Origin of the sequence: Kitasatospora sp. MMS16-BH015 (assembly GCF_002943525.1) — a bacterium.
In the GTDB taxonomy this organism is placed as follows: domain Bacteria; phylum Actinomycetota; class Actinomycetes; order Streptomycetales; family Streptomycetaceae; genus Kitasatospora.
In genome coordinates this window covers 7823848-7843264 of record NZ_CP025394.1, presented here as the reverse complement: position 1 = coordinate 7843264, position 19417 = coordinate 7823848, and the positions used below count along the sequence as shown (strand labels likewise).

General features: G+C 73.8%; 15 protein-coding genes. 7 read left to right on the top strand and 8 right to left on the bottom strand.

Annotated features, from left to right (window positions below; translation table 11 throughout):
- Positions 1-52 precede the first annotated feature (52 nt).
- The 3 genes from CFP65_RS33710 to CFP65_RS33690 form a co-directional block, all read right to left on the bottom strand.
- The gene (locus CFP65_RS33710) at positions 53-715 is read right to left on the bottom strand and encodes a hypothetical protein (RefSeq protein ID WP_104819733.1); all 663 of its coding nucleotides are present in this window, start codon (positions 713-715) and stop codon (positions 53-55) included.
- Positions 716-1215: 500 nt separating this feature from the next.
- Positions 1216-2226 carry a hypothetical protein gene (locus CFP65_RS39410; protein WP_158702489.1) on the bottom strand — a complete coding sequence of 337 codons (1011 nt, stop codon included), beginning with the start codon at positions 2224-2226 and terminating at the stop codon, positions 1216-1218.
- Positions 2227-2498: 272 nt separating this feature from the next.
- Positions 2499-3950, bottom strand: coding sequence for an ROK family protein (locus CFP65_RS33690; RefSeq protein WP_371682491.1), 1452 nt, complete (start codon positions 3948-3950; stop codon positions 2499-2501).
- Positions 3951-4267: 317 nt separating this feature from the next.
- Between CFP65_RS33690 and CFP65_RS33685 the strand changes: the two genes are divergently transcribed.
- The 4 genes from CFP65_RS33685 to CFP65_RS33670 all read left to right on the top strand — a co-directional run bounded on the left by CFP65_RS33685 (position 4268) and on the right by CFP65_RS33670 (position 8292).
- Positions 4268-5479: an MFS transporter gene (locus CFP65_RS33685; protein WP_104819729.1), complete on the top strand. Its 1212-nt coding sequence runs from the start codon at positions 4268-4270 to the stop codon at positions 5477-5479.
- A 143-nt stretch (positions 5480-5622) separates the two neighbouring features.
- Complete coding sequence (gene bla / locus CFP65_RS33680; RefSeq protein WP_104819728.1) at positions 5623-6585, top strand: class A beta-lactamase; 963 nt, start codon at positions 5623-5625, stop codon at positions 6583-6585.
- Between the two features lie 146 nt (positions 6586-6731).
- Positions 6732-7295, top strand: a complete 564-nt coding sequence (locus tag CFP65_RS33675; protein ID WP_104819727.1) for a HutD family protein — start codon at positions 6732-6734, stop codon at positions 7293-7295.
- Positions 7296-7338: 43 nt separating this feature from the next.
- Complete coding sequence (locus CFP65_RS33670) at positions 7339-8292, top strand: NAD(P)-dependent oxidoreductase (RefSeq protein WP_104819726.1); 954 nt, start codon at positions 7339-7341, stop codon at positions 8290-8292.
- A gap of 4 nt (positions 8293-8296) precedes the next feature.
- On the opposite strand, the gene CFP65_RS33665 is transcribed toward CFP65_RS33670, so the two are convergent.
- The 3 genes from CFP65_RS33665 to CFP65_RS33655 all read right to left on the bottom strand — a co-directional run bounded on the left by CFP65_RS33665 (position 8297) and on the right by CFP65_RS33655 (position 12787).
- A complete protein-coding gene (locus CFP65_RS33665; protein WP_104819725.1) occupies positions 8297-9424 on the bottom strand; it encodes an NADH:flavin oxidoreductase in 1128 nt (375 codons plus the stop codon).
- 186 nt (positions 9425-9610) lie between these two features.
- Positions 9611-11899: a right-handed parallel beta-helix repeat-containing protein gene (locus CFP65_RS33660; protein WP_104819724.1), complete on the bottom strand. Its 2289-nt coding sequence runs from the start codon at positions 11897-11899 to the stop codon at positions 9611-9613.
- A gap of 126 nt (positions 11900-12025) precedes the next feature.
- A complete protein-coding gene (locus CFP65_RS33655; protein ID WP_104819723.1) occupies positions 12026-12787 on the bottom strand; it encodes an acyltransferase in 762 nt (253 codons plus the stop codon).
- 79 nt (positions 12788-12866) lie between these two features.
- Between CFP65_RS33655 and CFP65_RS33650 the strand changes: the two genes are divergently transcribed.
- Positions 12867-13616, top strand: coding sequence for a maleylpyruvate isomerase family mycothiol-dependent enzyme (locus CFP65_RS33650; protein ID WP_104819722.1), 750 nt, complete (start codon positions 12867-12869; stop codon positions 13614-13616).
- A gap of 7 nt (positions 13617-13623) precedes the next feature.
- Here the strand turns inward: CFP65_RS33650 and CFP65_RS33645 are convergent, their stop codons facing one another.
- Together CFP65_RS33645 and CFP65_RS33640 are read right to left on the bottom strand one after the other, a co-directional pair.
- Positions 13624-14400, bottom strand: coding sequence for an enoyl-CoA hydratase family protein (locus tag CFP65_RS33645; RefSeq protein WP_104819721.1), 777 nt, complete (start codon positions 14398-14400; stop codon positions 13624-13626).
- Between the two features lie 163 nt (positions 14401-14563).
- The gene (locus tag CFP65_RS33640) at positions 14564-15859 is read right to left on the bottom strand and encodes an MFS transporter (protein WP_104819720.1); all 1296 of its coding nucleotides are present in this window, start codon (positions 15857-15859) and stop codon (positions 14564-14566) included.
- 91 nt (positions 15860-15950) lie between these two features.
- Between CFP65_RS33640 and CFP65_RS33635 the strand changes: the two genes are divergently transcribed.
- Together CFP65_RS33635 and CFP65_RS33630 are read left to right on the top strand one after the other, a co-directional pair.
- The gene (locus CFP65_RS33635; protein ID WP_104819719.1) at positions 15951-16934 is read left to right on the top strand and encodes a helix-turn-helix transcriptional regulator; all 984 of its coding nucleotides are present in this window, start codon (positions 15951-15953) and stop codon (positions 16932-16934) included.
- A gap of 202 nt (positions 16935-17136) precedes the next feature.
- Positions 17137-19401, top strand: a complete 2265-nt coding sequence (locus CFP65_RS33630) for a glycosyl hydrolase family 18 protein (protein ID WP_104819718.1) — start codon at positions 17137-17139, stop codon at positions 19399-19401.
- Positions 19402-19417: the final 16 nt, after the last annotated feature.

Genomic DNA, 19417 nt, shown 5'->3' with positions numbered 1-19417 from the left:
CTCGATGGCCATACGTTCTCCCTACTCGGGAGTCGCAGAGCGGTCGTCGTGGTCACCGCTGGTGGAGGGTCTCCGTGCGGTGGCCGCCCTGCCAGCGCTCCACGCGGACGGCAAGCCGGCCGGCATCGGGAACGGCGTGGTCCACGGTCAGCTCCACCACGGCGTTGCTGCGGGATCGGCCCTTCTTGCGCCAGTTGTCGTACGGGAAGTCGTCGATATCGCAGAAGAGGTCGCGCCCGCGGACCGGGGAGTTGGCCCGCGTGATGCTGCCGCTGTTGTACGGGGACAACTGCACCTTCGCGCCGTGCCGCTCCAAGAGCTCGGCCGTGTCGAAGTAGAGAACCAGCTGGGCGTGGTCCCGGTAGGCCTTGGCGCGGAGCAGCGTGTCGAGGCGGGCGTGGGTGAGCCAGAAGAAGACCCGGCCGTTGAGGAGGTCGAGGAACTCCTGCGGTGTGGTGCCGGGCGCTAGGCGGTCGAGGCGTTGCAGCGGCTTCTGGTCGCGGACCACCGCACGGCCGCGTGCCGGGTCCTCCAGGACGAAGCCCGCGCTGCGCCTGTTCTGGAGGATGGCGGCGCGGTCGGCCGGGGGCGGGTCGTAGAGGTCGACGAGGGCTTTGGTGCTCAGCAAGCCATGTTTCTGGATCGAGGGCCACGTGCCGTCCTCGGCCATGTGGAACAGGATCGGGTGCTCGTCGGTCAGCTGTGCGCGGTCCACCCCGCGAAGGTAGCAACAGGGAAGGCACAGCGTCCCGGCGTTGGATCCGTACAGACCCGCGCCGATGCGACGGTGAGCCGTATCGGAAGGTATGGCAGTGTTGAACCGCCATCGGCCGACGCCCGCTCCACGGCGGTGGCGGGCAGCGCGATGGAGAGCCGGCTGGTCGGCTGAAGCAAGTACCGTGACGGTGGGACAGGTGGTCTGCGCGGCACGATCCGGGCACAGAAATCGCAAAGCCGTCGCTGCACCGCAGGTCAGAAGGTGTGCCCACCGAGGCGGAGGTGGGCCGACCGAACCCTCGGCCTGGACCCACTTGCCGGGGTGCTCCCCGCCGACGCGGGGGTGGGCCGGTCTCGCTCGGCCCTTTGGTCTCCTTCGTCGGGCTCCTCTCTACCAGGCCTGATCACCGAGCCGCCAGGAAGGTCGAGATACCGATCGATGCGGCACCGTCGGCCGTGAACAGCAGACTCCTGCTGGAGGCGCCCGCAGGGAATCACTCACGCGGCTGAATCCCTGCGGGCTGCCGAGGCTGGAGCGCAGTGGGCAGTGGGCAGTGGGCAGTGGGCAGTTCGAGGGTCAGATCCAGGTGTAGTTGTCGTCCGTGATCGGTTCCAGCTCGAACCGGCGCACCGGGGCGGCGGGGCTGTCGAGGTCGGCGATCTGCTTGCCAGGGTGAAGCGGCGGAGCCGCCAGCCGGAGGCGCGCATGACCAGGACGAGGTGGCAGGGGTCCATCCCCTCGATGAGGACGGTGGGCTGCTCGGTCGGCGCGATCTTGCGGCCGGTGACGGCGGCGGGCAGGCGGGTGCCGGTGAAGGGCAGCGGGGTGATCCGCCAGATCGGGCCCCGGACGGTGGAGAGGCTGGCCCGCCCGAAGCCGCGTTCCTCCCGTAGTTCCAGGTGGCCGGGTAGAGGTTGAGGGTGGTGAAGTGCCCGCCGGGGTGGAAGTCGGGGTCGGCGCTGTAGTAGTCGCCGTCGGCGTTGCTGAGCCGGTGCAGGCGTACCGGGACGGCCCGGTGCTGCACGGCCAGCAGCCCGGCGAGCGCGTCGTGCACGGTGGTGTCGGTCAGTCCAGCAGCGGCCGGCAGATCCGCGGGGTGTGGGCGAGGTCAGCGGTGTACTGGTCGCAGGAGGTGCCGGGGCCGTGGCGACGTAGCCGGTGGCGTACGGGGTGAGCGAGAAGCGGATGCCGTCGAAGACCTCCCCTAACTCGGCAACGATCCGGCGGTGCATCTCGGTCAGGCCGGCGTTCTGGGCGGAGAACCCGACCGAGGACATGCGGATCTTCACCCCGAGGACGTCGCGGGCCAGCTCGGCATAGGTGTCGCGGTAGGGGCAGGAGCTGAGGTCGTTGTCCAGGTAGGGGAAGAGCACGCCGGGCCGGTGGATGCGGCCACCGGCGATCTGCACGCCCCGGGCGGCGGCGCCGTCGGCGAGGGCGGTCGCCAGCTGGGTGAGGCCGAGCGGAATAAAGCGCCACAGGTCGCTGCCGGCGGCCCGGCTGCACATCGCGCACTTGTTGAGGCAGCCGACCTCGGGGCGAGGTACCGGAGCCGGGTGAGCGCGTCGTCGGGCAGTGCTGGGTGCTCCCTGAGCCACAGCTGCCGAAGACGGCATCCGAATCCGCAGGTACGGGACCGTCATCAGACCAACGGCCGCCTTGGAGCGGGCCGGGTGCCCCGATCCGCACGACCGGGAGGCACATGTGGGGCCGTCGCCCTGGACCGCGACACTCCCATGCATCCTGCCGGACGAGATGGCAGCCCTACTCACCTCGGCGGCTACCCCCGCACCGACTGCGGGTCACAGAGGAACGGCTCCCAGGCCAGCTCCGCCGCTCCGACCAGCCCGGCGTGCACCACCTCGGCGGGGACGATCGGCACCCGCCCGCTCCGGCCCCAGAGGCACCGCTCGGCCACCACAGCCGCCAGCCGCTCCGGCGCGGCGAGCAGCAGGTCACGGTGCAACCCGCTGAGTACGATCCGGTCCGGATTGAGGATGTTCACCAACCCGGCCAGCCCGAGCCCCAGGTGGTCCACGGCCCGGTCGACGGCCGCCCTGGCCGCCGGATCCGGCGCCGAACCGGATGCGGCCGGGTCCGCCGCACAGTCGTCGATCGCCGCAACGGACGGACGCCCCACCGCCGCCGCGGCCGTCGAACTCCCGGAGGTGCCCAGGCCCACCGACCGGCCCTCCTCACTCGAGCCCGAAGCCGAGTCGTACCCGCTCGGGCCGCCCGAGCGAGCGTCGACAGCCCGACCGGAAACCGAGCCGCCCCCGCCGGAAGCCAGGGCGCAGTCGTCCACCGCCGGCGCCCGCAGGGGCCCGTAAGCCGCAGCCACCACCTCCCTCGCCTGCTCGAGGACCGGCCGCCCCGGTTCCACCGCCCGGCCGGCGGCGGCGAGCAGGGCCTCCGGGTCGGTCTCGACGTTGAGGCAGCCCCGGTTGCCGCACGGGCAGGGGCGGCCCTGCGGGTCGACCGTCAGGTGGCCGACCTCCAGGGCGAGGCCGGCGCTGCCGGTGTGCAGGCGGCCGTCGATCACCAGGGCGCCGCCGACGCCTCGGTGGCCCGAGGTGACCAGGAGCAGGTGGCGGGCGCCGCGGCCGGCACCGTGGCGGTGCTCGGCCAGGGCGGCGAGGTTGGCGTCGTTGGCCACGGCGTTCGGGAAGGGGCTGCGGGCGCGCGGACCGAGGTCCGCCTTGCGGATCTCCTCGGCGAACAGGTCCGCCACCGGCGTGCCGCTCGGCCAGGCGAAGTGCAGGGCGGCCAGCGCGGCGCCGTCCGGTTCGGTCACCGGGTTGGGCAGCGCGAGGCCCGCGCCCAGACAACGCCGGGCCGAGGCCCGGGCCAGCTCGGCGCCGGCCGCCGCCACGGCCCGCAGCAGCCGCACCGGATCCGTCGCGGCGGGCAGCGGATGGTGCACGGGGGTGCCGATCCGCCCGCCGAGCCCGGCCAGGGCGACGCTCAGTCCGTCCGCGTGCAGCTGGGCGGCGATCACCACCGGGCCCTCGGGGTCGATCGCGAGCCGGTGCGAGGGGCGGCCGCGGCCGCCGCCGGCCGGGCTGGAGTCGACCGTGATCAGCCCGAGCGCCTCCAGCTCGGCGCTGATCGCCCCGGCCGTCGCCCGGGTCACGTCCAACGCACTGGTCAGCGCCGACCGGGTGGGCGCCTGCCCGGTGTGCACCAGGGCCAGCGCCGGCCCGAGCAGGGTCCGCCCCCGATCCGGCACCACCCGCCGCACCTCCCCACTCGCGCCGGCACCGCCGAGACCACCGGCACCCTCCGCACCCGCACCACCGCCCGCCGCAGCAGCACTGCCCTCCGCACCCGCACCACCGCCCGCAGCACCGCCCCCCGCAACAGCACCCTCCGCACCTGCCGCACCGCCCGCCGCAGCAGTACCCTCTGCACCCGCACCACTCATCCGAGCCACCCGAGCCACTCCACTCCCGTCCACCTCATCCGTCCCTGCCACCTCAATCTCACCCTTCAGCTCAGCCTGAGACTCCGAGCTTGTCCGGGTCCGCCGCCTGCCCCTATTCTGACTTTGTGCCGCTGCTGAACAAAACCCGCGCCCGTGCCACCACGCCACCACCTCACCCGGACGGCCCCAAGCCCTGGAGCCCCGCCCGCCTCGCCCTCACCGCCTTCTTCGCCGTCGACGGATTCCTCTTCGCCGCCTGGGTGGTCCGAATCCCGGACATCCGCGCCCAGGTCGGCGCCTCGCACAGTGCCCTGGGCCTCGCCCTGCTCTGCATCTCGGCCGGCGCCGTCGCGATCATGCCGCTGGTCGGGCGGCTCTGCGTCCGGTACGGCTCCCGCCAGGTCACCGTAGCCTCCCTGATCGCCCTGAGCCTCGCTCTGCCGCTGCCCGCGCACGCCCACACCGTCACCGCCCTCGGCGCGGGCCTGCTGCTCTTCGGCGCGGGCTACGGCGCGGCCAACGTGGCGATGAACAGCGCCGCCGTCGAGCTGGTCGCGGCCCTGCGGCGGCCGGTGATGCCGAGCTTCCACGCCGGGTACAGCCTCGGCGGCCTGCTCGGCGCAGCGGTCGGCGGCGCGCTGGCCGGCAGCCTCACCACCGCCTGGGCCCTGGCCCTCGGCGGCGCGCTCGGCCTGCTGGTCTCCACTCTCGCGGGCGCCGTGCTGCTCCGCGAGCAGCGGCCCACCCCGCCCGTCCGCACCAAGGCCACGGCCGCCTCCCCCGCCCCCACCGGCCCGAAGAAGACCCACCTCCTGGTGCTGCTGCTCGGCCTGACGGCCCTCTGCAGCTCGTACGGCGAAGGAGCCCTCGCCGACTGGGCCACCCTCCACCTCACCGATGACGTGCACGCGAGCGCCGGGGTGGCGGCGGGCGGGTACGCGGCCTTCGCGCTGGCGATGACCACCGGCCGGGTGAGCGGCACCTGGCTCTCCGTCCGGCTCGGCCAGACCAGGCTGATGCTGGCCGGCGGGCTGACGGCCTGCGCGGGGATGCTCACGGCGGCGCTCGCGCCCTCCGTACCGGTCGCGCTGCTCGGGCTGGCGCTGGTCGGCCTCGGGCTGGCCAACACCTTCCCGCTGGCCATCGCCCGGGCCGGGGCGGTCGGCGGCCCCCAGGGGGTGGCCACCGCCTCGGCGCTCGGCTACGCGGGCATGCTGATCGGCCCGCCGGTGATCGGTCTGCTCGCGGACGCCACCAGCCTGCCGGCCGCGCTCACCACGGTGGCCGCCGCAGCCGCCCTCTCCGGCCTGCTCGCCACCACCGCCCGCCGCCGCTGAGCCCCACTGCCCGCACCGCCCGCCGCCGCTGACCACCCCTCAAGAACGGAACCGGAACCGCCCGCACCGGCGTCGGACCAAGGGACGAACACGAACGGAACCCCACTCACCCGAAGCCCCGCACCGAACAGAGGACCACATCCATGCTGCTGCGACCGAGTCGGCGTCAGGTGCTCACCGGAGCCGCCGCGGCGGGCCTCACCGTCGTCCTGGCCACCGCCGAGCGCTCCACGGCCAGCGCCGACCCCGACCCCGGGCCTGAAGCCGGGCCTGCCCAGCAGCCGAGCACCGAGAAGGACACCACGGTCGACCTCGACCACCGGCTCAGCGCCCTGGAGCAGCGGCACTCCGCCCGCCTCGGCGTCTTCGCCCAGGACACCGGCACCGGCCGCACGGTCCGCTACCGGGCCGAGGAGCTGTTCCCGTTCTGCTCGACCTTCAAGACGATCGCCGTCGCGGCCGTGCTCCGCGACCTCGACCGGGACGGCACGTACCTGGCCAAGGTGATCCGCTACTCCGAGCAGGAGGTGAAGGCGGCCGGCTACGCCCCGATCACCGGGCAGCCGGCCAACCTCGCGAACGGGATGGCCGTGGCCGACCTCTGCGCGGCGGCGATCCGGTACAGCGACAACTGCGCGGCCAACCTGCTGCTGCGCGAACTCGGCGGGCCGACCGCCGTCACCCGGTTCTGCCGGTCCGTCGGTGACCGCACCACCCGGCTCGACCGCTGGGAGCCCGCGCTGAACTCGGCGGAGCCGGGGCGGGTGACGGACACCTCCAGCCCGGCGGCCCTGGGCCGGACCTACGCCCGGCTCACCCTCGGGGACGCGCTCGACGCGCCGGACCGGGCCCGGCTGACCGACTGGCTGAAGGGCAACACCACCAGCACCCACCGCTTCCGCGCCGGGCTGCCGGAGAGCTGGACGCTGGCCGACAAGACCGGCACCGGTGACTACGGCACCACCAACGACGCGGGCCTCACCTGGCCGCCCGGCCGCGCCCCGATCGTGCTCACCGTGCTCGCCACCAAGCAGGACCAGGCCGCCCCCGCCGACGAACCGCTGATCGCCGCCACCGCCGCCCTGCTCGCGGAGGCCCTGGCGTGAGCCCGGCGCAGCCGCACCCGGCCGCTCCGGCGCCGGTCGGACTGCCGGTACGGGCGCCGGTCGCAGCCGGCGCCCGCCCGTACCGCCGTGGGCTAGTCTCACCAGCAGTTTGCGGAGGACCAGCAGGTGGCGGACGAGGAGGGCAGATGACGGTACGGGTACTGCGGGCCGCGAGCCGGGCGGCCACGCCCTGGCTGAACGGCGGCGGCGTGACGCGGGAGGTGGCCGGGCACCCCGAGGGCGCCGGGCTGGCGGAGTTCGACTGGCGGGTCAGCCTGGCCGACGTGGCGCAGGGCGGACCGTTCTCCCGGTTCGAGGGCATCGACCGGGTGATCACGGTGGTCCGGGGCGAGGGCATGGCGCTCACCGTCGGCGGCACCCCGCACGAGCTCTGCAAGCCCTACCTCCCGTTCGCCTTCGACGGCGGGGCCGAGACCGACTGCCGGCTGCTCGGCGGCCCGGTGGTCGACTTCAACGTGATGACCCGCCGGGGCCGGGCCACCGCCGAGGTGGAGCTGGCCGACTTCCAGCGGGACGTGGCGGTGCCCGCGGGCGCGGTGGTGCTGCTGGTCTGTCTGCAGGGCACCGCCGAGCTCGGCGCGGCCGATCTGGTGCTCGGCGAGTACGACGCGGTGCTGCTGGAGCAGGGCGAGGACCAGCTCCGGGTGGACGGCGTGGTGGCCGTGGTGACGCTCCGCCGGGCGGCCTGATGCGGGCCCTGGTCGCCGGACCGGCGCTCGGCCGGGCGGGCTGATGCTGGTCCTGGTCACCGGCGCGTACGGGTTCGTCGGCCGCGCCGTGGTGCGCCGGCTGGCCGCCGACGGCCACCGTGTCCGGGCGCTGACCCACCGCCCGAGCGGCGAGCCGCTGCCCGAGCTGCCGGTGGAGGGCGTGCACCACGCCGACCTCGGCGACCACGCCGACCGCGGCGACCCCGTCGCCCTCGCTCCGGCCGTGGCCGGGGTGGACGCAGTCTGCCACCTGGCCGCGCTGACCAACGGCCGGGCCTCCGGCGAGCTGGCCGAGGAGTACCGGCGGGTCAACCTGGGCGGCACCGAGGCGCTGCTGGACGCGGTGACCGCCGGCCCGGGCCCGCCGCCGCGCTTCGTGCTCGCCTCCACGGCGGCGGTCTACGGCGCGCCCGAGCGGCAGCCGATCACCGAGCTCACCGAGCCCGCGCCCGGCAACCCGTACGGCGCCTCCAAGCTGGCCGCCGAGCAGGCCCTGCACGCCCGGGCCGGTCGGCTGAACGGCGAGCTGACCGGCGTGGTGCTGCGCTGCTTCAACGTGGGCGGCACCGAGGACCGGGACGAGACCCGGATCATCCCGCGTGCCCTGGCCGTGGCGGCCGGCCGCCACCCGCAGCTGGACCTCAACGGGGACGGCGGCCTGGTCCGCGACTTCGTGCACGTGGCCGACCTGGCCCGGGCCTACGCGCTGGCGCTGACCGCCCCGCTCGCGCCGGGCGTCCACACCTTCAACGTGGGCGCGACCCCGGCCTCGATGGCCGAGATCATCGCCACCGTCGAGCGGGTCACCGGCCGGCCCGTGCCGGTCCGCCGCCACCCGCCGAAGAACGAGGCTCCGTACCTGGCGGCCGACACCACCCGGATCGCCGGAGCGCTCGGGTGGAGACCCGAACGCTCCGGCCTCACCGAGCTGGTGGCCGACGCCTGGCGGAGCGACAGGGATCGGGGCTTCTCTTGAGGCCCTAGCTGAGGGTCTTCACCGCCGCGGCCTCGTACGGCTTGAGCTCCTCGAACCGGCCGGACAGCACCTTGGCGGCCCACTCCGGGTCCTGGAGCAGCGCGCGGCCGATCGCGACCAGGTCGAACTCGTCCCGCTCGAGGCGGTCGAGCAGCTCGTCGATGCTGCGGGTCGGGGCGCCCTCGCCCATGAACGCGTGGATGAAGTCGCCGTCCAGGCCGACCGAGCCGACGGTGATGGTGGGGCGGCCGGTGAGCTTCTTGGTCCAGCCGGCCAGGTTGAGGTCGGAGCCCTCGAACTCGGGGATCCAGTACCGGCGGGTGGAGGCGTGGAAGGCGTCGACGCCGGCCTCGGCCAGCGGGGCGAGGATGGCCTCCAGCTCGGCCGGGGTCTCGGCGAGGCGGGCGGAGTAGGCCTCCTGCTTCCACTGCGAGTAGCGGAAGATCACCGGGAAGGTGGGCGAGACGGCGGCGCGGACGGCGGCCACCAGCTCGGCCACGTACTTGGTGCGGGAGACCGGGTCGCCGCCGTAGCCGTCGGTGCGCCGGTTGGTGCCCTCCCAGAGGAACTGGTCGAGCAGGTAGCCGTGGGCGCCGTGCAGCTCGATGCCGTCGAAGCCGATCCGCTCGGCGGCCGCGGCGGCCTCGACGAAGGCCGCGGTGACCTCGTCCAGGTCGGTGCGGGTCATCGCCCGGCCGGTGCCCTCGGTGCCGTCCAGCCGCAGGCCCGAGGGGCCGAGGGCGGGGGCGTCGGCGTAGGGCGGCTCGCCCTGCTTGCGCACCATGCCGATGTGCCAGAGCTGCGGCACGATGGTGCCGCCCGCGGCGTGCACCTCCTCGGCCACCTTGGCCCAGCCGGCCAGCTGCTCCTCGCCGTGGAAGCGCGGGATGCGGTCGCTCTGGCCGGCCGAGTCGTGCCCGACGTAGGTGCCCTCGGTGACGATGAGCCCCACCCCGGCGGCGGCGCGCCGCGCGTAGTACGACCGCACGTCCTCCCCCGGCACCCCGCCCGGCGAGAACTGGCGCGTCATCGGCGCCATCGCGATCCGGTTGGGCACGGTCAGGCCGTTGAGCTGCACCGGCCGGGAGAGGATCTCGGCCGCGCGGGAGGCGGGTGCTGCGGTGCTGGTCATCGGTGTTCCTCGCAGGATATCGACGCTCTGGCTGGACGTACTTCGACGTACTCGGACGTACTTCACGTGCTGCACACTTCAGGTGCTGCACATGCTTCACGGCCCACAACCACCCCGCCGCCCCGCGCATTTCGCCTGCCCGGCCCCCGCCGCGTGATCCCAGTCACATGGCGGGGCCGGAGGCGGCTACCAGGTCTGGTAGCCCAGCACGTCGACCACCAGGTCGGTGCTGCCGGTGCTGCCGTTGTACAGCGAGATCTTGCCGTTCTTGACCGGCACGACCACCTGGTTGGGGATGGTCTGCCCGGCCGTCCAGTTGAGGTTGGAGGCCAGCGGGCGCTCGGTGCCGTACGGGTAGGCGGTGAGGAAACCCGGCGTCGAGGTGTTGGTGACCGTCACGTTCAGCACGGCCACGCCGTTGCGGGAGGACGGGTCGCCCAGCTCCGGCTTGCCGCCGATCGCGAGGTCGAGGGTGCCGCGGGCGGGCACCTTGGCGGCCTTGCGGACCGGCTCCGCGGTGCCGTCCTGGCGGGTGTCGAGCAGGCGGTACGGGGTGACCGAGCGGAAGGTGCCGTAGCTGCCGGGGCTGTAGTAGCCCGCCACGTCCGCGACCACGTGCACCTCGCCCTGGCCGCCGCCGGCGAAGAGGGTGACCTTGCCGTCCTTGACCGGCACGGTGACCAGGTTGGCGATGGTCTGGCCGGGCACCCAGTTGAGGTTGGAGGCGGTGGGCCGCTCGGTGCCCGCCGGGTAGACGGTCAGGTAGCCCCGGTCGGTGGGCTGGGTGACCGTCATGTTGAGGGTCACGGCGGTGGCGTCGGCCGGGATGCCGCGCAGGCCGGCGAGCGGCAGGTCCAGGGTCTGGCCCTGGCGCAGCGCGGCGCCGTTGCCCTCGCGGGTGTCGAGCACCCGGGCCGGGCCGGTCGGGGTGAAGGCGTTGCCCTGCTGCCCGTAGGAGCCCTGCAGGTCGGCGACGATCTGCACGGTGCCGGGCTGGCCGCCCACGTGGAACCAGACGGTGTCGTCGGTGACCGGCACGGTCACCAGGTTGGCGATGGTGGTGCCGGCCGTCCAGTTGAGGTTGGAGATGCCGGTGGTGCCGCCGACGCCGTCGGGGTAGACGGTCAGGTAGCCGGCCGAGGTCGGGGCGGTCACCGTGACGTTCATGGTGACGGCCTTGGCGCCCTTGAGCTCGGCGGGCAGCTTGAGGTGCACGTACCCGTCGGTGCGGACCGGGCCGGCGGCCGTGGTGCCCAGGCCGCTGCGGGTGTCCAGCACCCGGCGGGGCGCGAGCGGGGTGTAGAGCGAGCCGAACTCGCGGTACTCGGTGGCGCCCCGGTCGCGGTAGCCCGCGCCGGTGCCGGAGTTCGCCACCAGCGGGTCGTCCACCGCGCCGTAGCCGCTCAGGTCGACCGGCAGCATGCCGGGCGCCTTCTCGTCGGCCGAGTCGACGGTCGGGCCGACCGGGCGGCGGCCGTCGGTGGGCACCATGGGGTCGGCGACCAGGTCGTGCGCGCCCTGGCCGGTGGCGGCGAACTGCGCCTGGCCGGCGTAGGCGTGACCGGCCCAGCTGTACGCGGCGCCGCCGCTGAGCGGGCTGACCACGTTGTAGTCGACCAAGGTGCCGGCGGTCGCGGCCTCGGCCACCGTGATGCCGGTGGCGGCCGAGCCGTCGGCGCAGGCGCCGCCGTGGTTGCTGTCGTCCAGCTTGCCGGTCTCCACCGCGTTGTTCTCGACCGTGGAGCCGGTGGAGGCCCCGGCCAGCACGATGCCGGGGTGGCACTCGCTGCGCACGGTGTTGGCCACCACCACGGTGCCGGGCGCGTCGGTGGCGGCGACCACGGTGTCGTCGTTGTGGAAGTAGTTGGTGGTGACCACGGTGCCCCGCACGCCCGGGTCGACCTGCACCGAGGTGCCGTTGTTGAGGAACCGGTACCGGCCGACGGTGACCCCGCTCGACTCGCCGGTGACCTGCACCGCCGGGCCTCGGCCACCGCCGATCAGGCCGCGCATCAGGCTGACGGCCGAGGAGTTCTGCACCAGCACGGCCGGCTTGTCGCCGCCGAGCACGGTGAAGCCGTTCAGCGAGACGTGCCGGGCGCCGGAGACGGTGATGGCGGGCACGGTGGCCCCGGAGGCGTTGATGGCCGCCTCGTTGTTCACGTCGCCCGGGGCGTCCGCGCCGCCGAGGAAGGTGATCGGCGCCTCGGCGGTGCCGGAGCGGGTCAGCTTGAGCCCGGCCGGGTACTGGCCGCGCGCCACGTGCACGGTCTGGCCGGGCAGCACCAGGTCGGCGGCGGCCTGGATCGAGCAGTACGGCGCCCGCTCGGTGCCGCTGCCGGTGTCGGTGCAGGCGGCGTTGTTCTTGTTCACGTAAAGGTCGCCGGGTGCGGCGACGGCCTGGCCGGAGAGGGCGGGCAGCGCGAGCGAACCGAGCAGGGCGGCGCCGGCGATGGCACCGATGCGGAGCTTCATGAATCCCCCGAGGTCGAAAAGATGTGCGCAGATCGTGCGCAGACCAGGGAGATCCTAGGCCGAGGCGAGGTGGTTCCGGTACGTACCAATCAGTGATCTTCGCCTCAGCAACCCTCTGACGACCCGTCAGGCGGAGTCCTGGCTCTGGCCCGGCAGCCGCAGGTCCCAGCCGATCAGGGCGCGCAGCTGCTCGGCGGTCACGTCCGGGATCGGCTGCGGCGGCTCGTGCCGGAACGGCGGCTGCCAGCCCTCGGCCCCGTCCCAGCTGCGCACCACCTTCGCCGGGGCGCCGGCCACCACGCTGTGGTCGGGCACCTCGCCGCGGACCACCGAGCCGGCCGCCACCACCACGTTGCGGCCGATCCGGGCGCCGGGCAGGATCACCGCGCCGGTGCCGATCCAGCTGCCGGCCCCGATCTCCACCGGCTCGTTGCGCGGCCACTGCTTGCCGATCGGCAGCTCGGTGTCGTGGTACGAGTGCGCGGTGTCGGTGATGTAGACGTACGGGCCGGTCCAGACGTCGTCCCCGAGGGTGATCGACTGGTGGCCGACGATGTGGCTGCCCCGCCCGATCACGCAGCCGCCGCCGATCCGCACCACCGGCTCCTCGCCGAGGTCGAGCCCGGGCAGGAAGCCGGCCGAGATGGTGACCCGCTCGCCGATGATCGAGAACGGCCCGATGTGGATCCACCGCTCGTTGAAGACGGCGCCCATCGGGAAGGCCAGCTTGGTGCCGTCGCCCAACTCCCCGAACCGGTACGGCCCGGGGTTCAGGTTGGAGACCGCCCCGGTCTCCTGCACCCAGCGCCACCCCCGGTGCACCAGCCGGCCGGCGGCGCGGCGGGCCCCGAGACGGGCGGCGGACAGGAGCGTACGGGCGTTCGGCATGGGCCCACGCTATCGGTCTGAGCTGCGAGCCTGACAAAAAGGGCGAGCAAAGTCACAGCGCCCTGGCAGACTCCCGCCCATGGAGACCACGCAGACCCCGGCCACCACCGCCCACCTCGCCGCGCTGCGCCGCGACGGCGAGCTCCTCGCCGCCGCGATCGCCGCGGCCTCCCCCGACGCGCCGGTGCCCACCTGTCCGGGCTGGACGCTGCGCGACCTGGTGCACCACACCGGCAAGGTGCACCGCTGGGCCGCCTCGTACGTGGTGCAGGGCCACCGCGAGCCGGTGCCGCTGGACGCCGAGGCGCCCGCCGACGCCGAGCTGCACGACTGGTTCGTCGAGGGGCACCGGGCGCTGGTGGCGGCGCTGGCCGGGGCCCCCGCCGACCTGGAGTGCTGGACCTTCCTGGCCGCGCCCTCCCCGCTGGCGTTCTGGACCCGGCGGCAGGCGCACGAGACCGCGATCCACCGGGTCGACGCCGAGGCGGCGGCCGGGCTGGAGATCGCGGCCTTCGAGCCCGAGTTCGCCGCCGACGGCATCACCGAGCTGACGGCGGGTCTGCTCTCCCGCGAGAAGGCCCGGATCCACAGCGACCGCGAGCGCACCCTGCTGGTCCGCCCGACCGACGGCCCCGCGCCCTGGCTGCTGCGGATCAACCCGGGGCGGCTCGTGGTCGAGCGGGCCGAGGGCCCGGCCGAGTGCGAGCTGGCCGGGTCGGCCCACGACCTCTACCTGCTGCTCTGGAACCGCCTCCGGGACGAGACGGCCGTCAAGGTGACGGGCGATCAGTCGGTGTTCGCCGTCTGGCGCGAGCTCGCCCGGGTCTGAACCGGCATCACTGCTCGGCCGGCGCCGCCCAGGGGGCCGGGCGGCGCTCCAGGAAGGCGCGCATGCCCTGCTGCGCCTCCGCCGAGCCGAACAGGCGGGCGGAGAGCTGCACCAGCTCCTCCGCGTGCTGCTCGAAGGAGGCCACCACGGCGGCGTTGGTGAGCCTCTTCGACTCGGCCAGGCCCTGCGGCGAGCCGAGCCGGACGGCGTCCAGGACCACGGCCAGCGCCGCCGCCGGGTCCTCGGCCGCCTCGGTGATCAGGCCGATCCGGGCCGCCTCGGCGGCGTCGAAGGTCTCACCGGTGAGGTAGTAGCGGGAGACGGCCCGCGAGGTCAGCTTGGGGCGCAGCGGCAGCGAGATGACGGCGGGCGCCAGCCCGAGCCGCACCTCGGTGAAGGCGAAGGTGGACTTCGGCCCGGCGATCACCAGGTCGGCGGCGCCGAGCAGGCCCAGGCCGCCGGCCCGGACATGCCCGTCCACCAGGGCGATCACCGGCTTGGGGCAGTCGACCAGGGCCCGCTGGATGTCGACCAGGCCGCGCGGACCGACCGTCGGGTCGCTGCCGGTGGCCTCGGAGAGGTCGGCCCCCGCGCAGAACACCTTGCCGGTGTGCCCGAGCACCACCGCCCGCACGTCCGGGTCGGCCGCCGCCTTGGCGAGGCCCTCGGTCAGCTCGGCCATCAGCCGGGTGGAGAGGGCGTTGCGGTTGTGCGGGGAGTCCAGCTCCAGGGTGGTGACGGAGTCGGCGGTGGTGGTGCGGACGAGCGGTACTTCGCGGGTCATCGCGGCTGGCCTGCTTTCCGGCTGGTGAGGGCCCCGGGCCGGGGCCCGGGCGAGGGTCTGCGGTCGGACGGCGCCGGTCCGGCGCGGCCTCCCGGGGAGGACTCTGGCACGTCCGCCCGCCTTGATCCAGACCCCACCGGGCCCGGTCCGCCTCGTCCGTGGGTCAGGCCGCCTTCAGCCCGTCCCGGCGGTGCGCCCACTTCACGGCGGGCGACATCGCCAGACCGGCCGCCGCGAACACCGCGGCCAGCAGACTCCAGCCGAGCAGCCCGTGCCCGATCACCACGGTGGTGACCAGCGCGGGGCCGACCATCAGCGAGGCGGACATCCCGGCGTTGAACACGCCCTGGTACGCGCCGTGCGCGCCCTCCCCCGCGAGGTCGTAGCTGAGCGCCCAGCCGGCCGCCTGGGTGTAGACCTCGCCGAGCGCCTGGAAGCCGACCCCGGCCGAGACCAGCACCGCCGCCACCCAGGCGGGCAGCCCGTGCGCGAGCGCCTCCACCACGCAGGCCACCGCCACGAACAGCCCGCCCCGGGCGAAGATCCGCCCGGCGGCCCCCGGCCGCTCGGTGCCCTTGGTGGCCCGCACCTGCAGCGCCACCACCAGCACCATGTTGACCACCAGCGAGCCCGCGACCATCACCCGGGGCGCGGCGGTCTCCTTGGCGATCCAGAGCGGCACCCCGATCTCGACCACCGCGAACTGCAGCGCCATCACGGCGTTGAGCGCGGTCACCACCAGGAACGGCAGGTTGCGCAGCGCCGGGTTGCCCTGCTTCTCCGCCGGCTCGGCCGACGACGCCCCCGCGGCGGCGCCGGCCCTGCCCCCGGCCGTGGCCCGGCGCGGCGTGCCCACCCGGGCCCACATCAGCGCGACCACCGCGAAGGAGACCACGTCGGCCAGAATGGCCAGCACGTACGCGCCGCGGGTGTCGACCTGGAGCGCGAAGGAGGCGAGCACGGTGCCGCCGCCGAGGCCGACGTTGGTCACCACCCGCAGGTACGCCCGCCCGGCCACCCGGCCGTCGGCGGGCAGCACCTCGGCGTACATCGCGTTGCGCACGGCGGCCGAGCCCCGGTCGGCGGCGGTGGTGAAGCAGGCGAGCAGCACGAACAGCGGGAAGCTGTGCACCAGCACGTACCCGAGAGTGCCGAGCCCCTCCAGGGTGATCAGGGCGATCAGCACCGGTTTTGCGCCCCAGCGGTCGGCGGCCCGGCCGGCCGGGATGGAGGCGAGCACCCCGCAGAGCCCGGCGGCGGTCAGGCCGAGGCCGACCTGCCCGGCGGCGAAGCCGAGCACCCGGGTGAAGAACAGCGCGCTGAGGGTCATCAGCAGGCCGTTGCCGAAGGTGTTGACGAAGGTGATCCGGGCCAGCCGACGGACCATCGGATCCGGATGGAGCAGGCTGCGACGGCGTGCTGGAGCGGCCGGGGATTCGGCCGTGGAGGTGGCGGTCATGCCCCGATCACACCGGCTGCCGGACGGCTCCGGTACTGATTTAGGCTCTGGCTAAGACATGGGCCCGGACCTGCGGAAACAAGAGGGGCAAATGCACCGATTCCGACTCTCGCTGGCCGATCTGGCCGACGCCTCCTTCGCCTGCTCGCCCCTCCAGGAGGCCGCGCTCAGCCTGCGGATGTGGAAGCACCCGGGCGTCTACGTCCAGCAGACGGCCTGGTTCGAGCGGCTGCGGCCGCGCTTCGAGGAGCTGGACACCGAGTTCCTCTGCTCGCTGGTGGCCACCACCAACCGGTACATCCCGGATTTCCTGACGCCCCGTCCGGCCACCGCCTTTCCCAGCTTCGCCAGTGAGCTGGAGCTGGTCCGGGCCCTGCCGCCGGAGCAGCTGGCCGGCGAGCTGGAGCGCACCTTCCTGCCGCACGACCAGGAGCTGCCGCCGCGCCTGGCGGCCGGCCTGGCCGATCCGGCCCGGCTGCTGGGCGAGATCGCCGACGCGCTGGCGGAGTACTGGGAGCACTGCCTGGCCCCGGCCTGGTGGCCGCGCGCCCGGCCGGTGCTGCACGCCGACATCGTGCACCGCTCGAAGATCCTGGCCGAACGCGGCTCGGCGGCCCTCTTCGCCGACCTCGACCACCGGCTCTCCTGGGACGACGGCGTGCTGACCATCGACCGCGACTGGACGCCCGAGGACGAGGAGATCCCGGTGGCCCGCCGGGGCCTGGTCTTCACCCCGACCTTCTTCTGCCGGGGCGCGATCACCACGATCAGCTACCACTCCCCGCCGATCGTCACCTACCCGGTGCGCGGCCAGGGCGCGATGGCCTCCACCCCGCAGCTGCCGCCCACCCCGCAGGCCCTCACCCAGCTGCTCGGCGCCCCCAAGGCCCGCCTGCTCACCCTGCTCGCCGAGCCCGCCTCCACCACCCAGCTGGCCGGCCACCTCGGCGTGAGCCCCGGCGCGGTGAGCCAGCACCTGGGCGTGCTGCACGCGACCCGCCTGGTCACCCGGGTCCGGCACGGCCGGGTGGTGCTGTACGCGCGCAGCCCGCTGGCCGACGAACTCTGCGGCTGACCCGCCCTGGCCGGCCGGCCTCGGGCTGACGGGCCTCGAGCTGAGCCGCCCGGGGCTGAGCCGCCTCGGGCTGACCTGCCGTCATTTACCTTCTGGTCTAGTCCTGTTGACGGATTGGTCCAGTCCTCCTAACCTGCCCGAGGGCACCCCCACTCCCCTGCACCCCTGTACGGCACCCCCACACCACACAGGGAGCAACCGCATGCACATCCGTCACCGTTTCAGGTCCCGGGCCGCCGCCGTGCTGGCCGCCCTCGCCCTGCCGATCGCCCTGCTGGTGGCCGCCCCCGCGCACGCGGCGGGCAGGCTGACCGCCACCTTCACCACGGCCGACAACGGCTCCTGGTGGAAGGGCACCTACGTGGTGCACAACGACAACGCCACCGCCGTCACGGGCTGGACGCTCACCTTCGACCTCCCGGCCGGCGTCTCGATCTCCAGCAGCTACAACGGCACCGCCACCACCAGCGGCCAGCACGTCACGGCCACCAACGCGTACTACAACGGCACGGTGGCCGCACACTCCACCACCGAGCCGTACAGCTTCTGGTTCGTGGCCACCGGCCCGATCACCACCCCGCTGAACTGCCGGATCAACGGCGACAAGTGCGACGGCAGCGCGGACGTCCCACCGGGCGCCCCCGGCGCGCCCAAGCTCACCACCGCCACGGCCCACACCCTGGCGCTCGGCTGGCCGGCCGCCACGGCCGGCGACTTCCCGGTGGCCTCCTACGACGTGCTGAGCGGCACCACCGTGCTCGGCAGCTCCACCACCACCAGCGCCACCCTCACCGGGCTGACCCCGGCCACCTCCTACACCCTGACCGTCCGCGCCAAGGACACCCGGGGCAACACCGGCCCGCTCAGCACCCCGCTGACGGCCACCACGGTCGACCCCGCCACCGACCCGGTCCCGCCCACCGCCCCGGGCCACCTGCGCTCCACCGCCACCACCTCCTCGAGCGTCTCGCTCGCCTGGGACGCGGCCACCGACAACGTCGGCGTGGTGGCCTACGACGTCTACCAGGGCGGCGCCCTGGTGCAGACCGTGGCCGGCACCTCGGCCACCGTCACGGGCCTGGCCCCGGCCACCGCCTACGCCTTCACCGTCAAGGCCCGGGACGCCGCCGACAACGCCTCCCCGGCCTCGAACCAACTCTCCGTCACCACCGGGGACATCGTGGGCTCGGGCAAGTACGCCAAGGTCGGGTACTTCGTCCAGTGGGGCATCTACGGGCGCCAGTACTTCGTGAAGAACCTCGACACCTCGGGCAGCGCGGCCAAGCTCGACGTGGTCAACTACGCCTTCGAGAACATCGACCCGACCAACCTCACCTGCCTGGCCGGCGTCACCAAGGGCACCACCAGCAACCCGGAGGACCCGGACCAGGGGACGGGCGCGGGTGACGCCGACGCCGACTACGCCCGCCCGATGAGCGCGGCCCAGTCGGTGGACGGGGTGGCCGACGACGGGTACGCCCCGCTGCGCGGCAACTTCAACCAGCTCAAGAAGCTCAAGGCCAAGTACCCGAACCTCAAGGTGGTGGTCTCGCTCGGCGGCTGGACGTACTCCAAGTTCTTCTCCGACGCGGCGGCCACCGACGCCTCCCGCAAGAAGCTGGTCGCCTCCTGCATCGACACCTGGATCAAGGGCAACCTGCCCTCCTACAGCGGCGCGGGCGGCCCGGGCACGGCGGCCGGGATCTTCGACGGCATCGACATCGACTGGGAGTGGCCCGGCTCGCCCGACGGCCACCCGGGCAACCACTACTCCGCGAACGACAAGGCGAACCTGACCGCCCTGCTGGCCGAGTTCCGCCGCCAGCTGGACGCGCTGCCCGGCCCGCACAAGCTGCTCACGGCCTTCACCCCGGCCGACCAGAACAAGATCGGCGCCGGCTGGGACCTCGGCCAGGACTTCACGTCCCTGGACATCGGCAACATCCAGGGCTACGACTTCCACGGCTCCGGCAGCGACAACTCCTGGGAGCCGAACCTGACCGGCCACCAGGCCAACCTCTACGCCTCCACCGCCGACCCGTACGGCTTCCACTTCAGCACCGACGCCGCCGTCCAGCAGTACCTCACCGCCGGCATCAACCCGCGCAAGCTCACCATCGGCATCCCGTTCTACGGCCGCGGCTGGCAGACCGTCACCGACGGCGGCACCCACGGCCTCTGGCAGGCAGCGGGCGGCGCGGCCCCCGGCCAGTTCCAGGAGGAGGCCGGGACGCGCGGCTACAACAACCTGATCACCAGCGTCCCCGGCCTCACCGTCTACCACGACACCCAGGCCGTGGCCACCTACGGCTACACCGGCGCGGGCGGCCAGTGGTGGTCCTTCGACGACCCCTGGTCGATCGCCCAGAAGGCCGCCTACGTCAAGTCCAAGGGTCTGCTCGGCACCATGATCTGGGAGATGTCGGGCGACACCCCGAGCGGCACCCTGTTCTCCAACCTGCCGTAATGATCAGGAACCCTTC

Excerpts from the sequence above, each read along its gene's own strand:
- CFP65_RS39410 (WP_158702489.1), bottom strand. The coding sequence starts at position 2,226 with ATGTGCAGCCGGGCCGCCGGCAGCGACCTGTGGCGCTTTATTCCGCTC.
- bla (WP_104819728.1), top strand. The coding sequence starts at position 5,623 with ATGCTGCTGCGACCGAGTCGGCGTCAGGTGCTCACCGGAGCCGCCGCG.
- CFP65_RS33675 (WP_104819727.1), top strand. The coding sequence starts at position 6,732 with ATGACGGTACGGGTACTGCGGGCCGCGAGCCGGGCGGCCACGCCCTGG.
- CFP65_RS33670 (WP_104819726.1), top strand. The coding sequence starts at position 7,339 with ATGCTGGTCCTGGTCACCGGCGCGTACGGGTTCGTCGGCCGCGCCGTG.
- CFP65_RS33665 (WP_104819725.1), bottom strand. The coding sequence starts at position 9,424 with ATGACCAGCACCGCAGCACCCGCCTCCCGCGCGGCCGAGATCCTCTCC.
- CFP65_RS33660 (WP_104819724.1), bottom strand. The coding sequence starts at position 11,899 with ATGAAGCTCCGCATCGGTGCCATCGCCGGCGCCGCCCTGCTCGGTTCG.
- CFP65_RS33655 (WP_104819723.1), bottom strand. The coding sequence starts at position 12,787 with ATGCCGAACGCCCGTACGCTCCTGTCCGCCGCCCGTCTCGGGGCCCGC.
- CFP65_RS33650 (WP_104819722.1), top strand. The coding sequence starts at position 12,867 with ATGGAGACCACGCAGACCCCGGCCACCACCGCCCACCTCGCCGCGCTG.
- CFP65_RS33645 (WP_104819721.1), bottom strand. The coding sequence starts at position 14,400 with ATGACCCGCGAAGTACCGCTCGTCCGCACCACCACCGCCGACTCCGTC.
- CFP65_RS33640 (WP_104819720.1), bottom strand. The coding sequence starts at position 15,859 with ATGACCGCCACCTCCACGGCCGAATCCCCGGCCGCTCCAGCACGCCGT.
- CFP65_RS33635 (WP_104819719.1), top strand. The coding sequence starts at position 15,951 with ATGCACCGATTCCGACTCTCGCTGGCCGATCTGGCCGACGCCTCCTTC.
- CFP65_RS33630 (WP_104819718.1), top strand. The coding sequence starts at position 17,137 with ATGCACATCCGTCACCGTTTCAGGTCCCGGGCCGCCGCCGTGCTGGCC.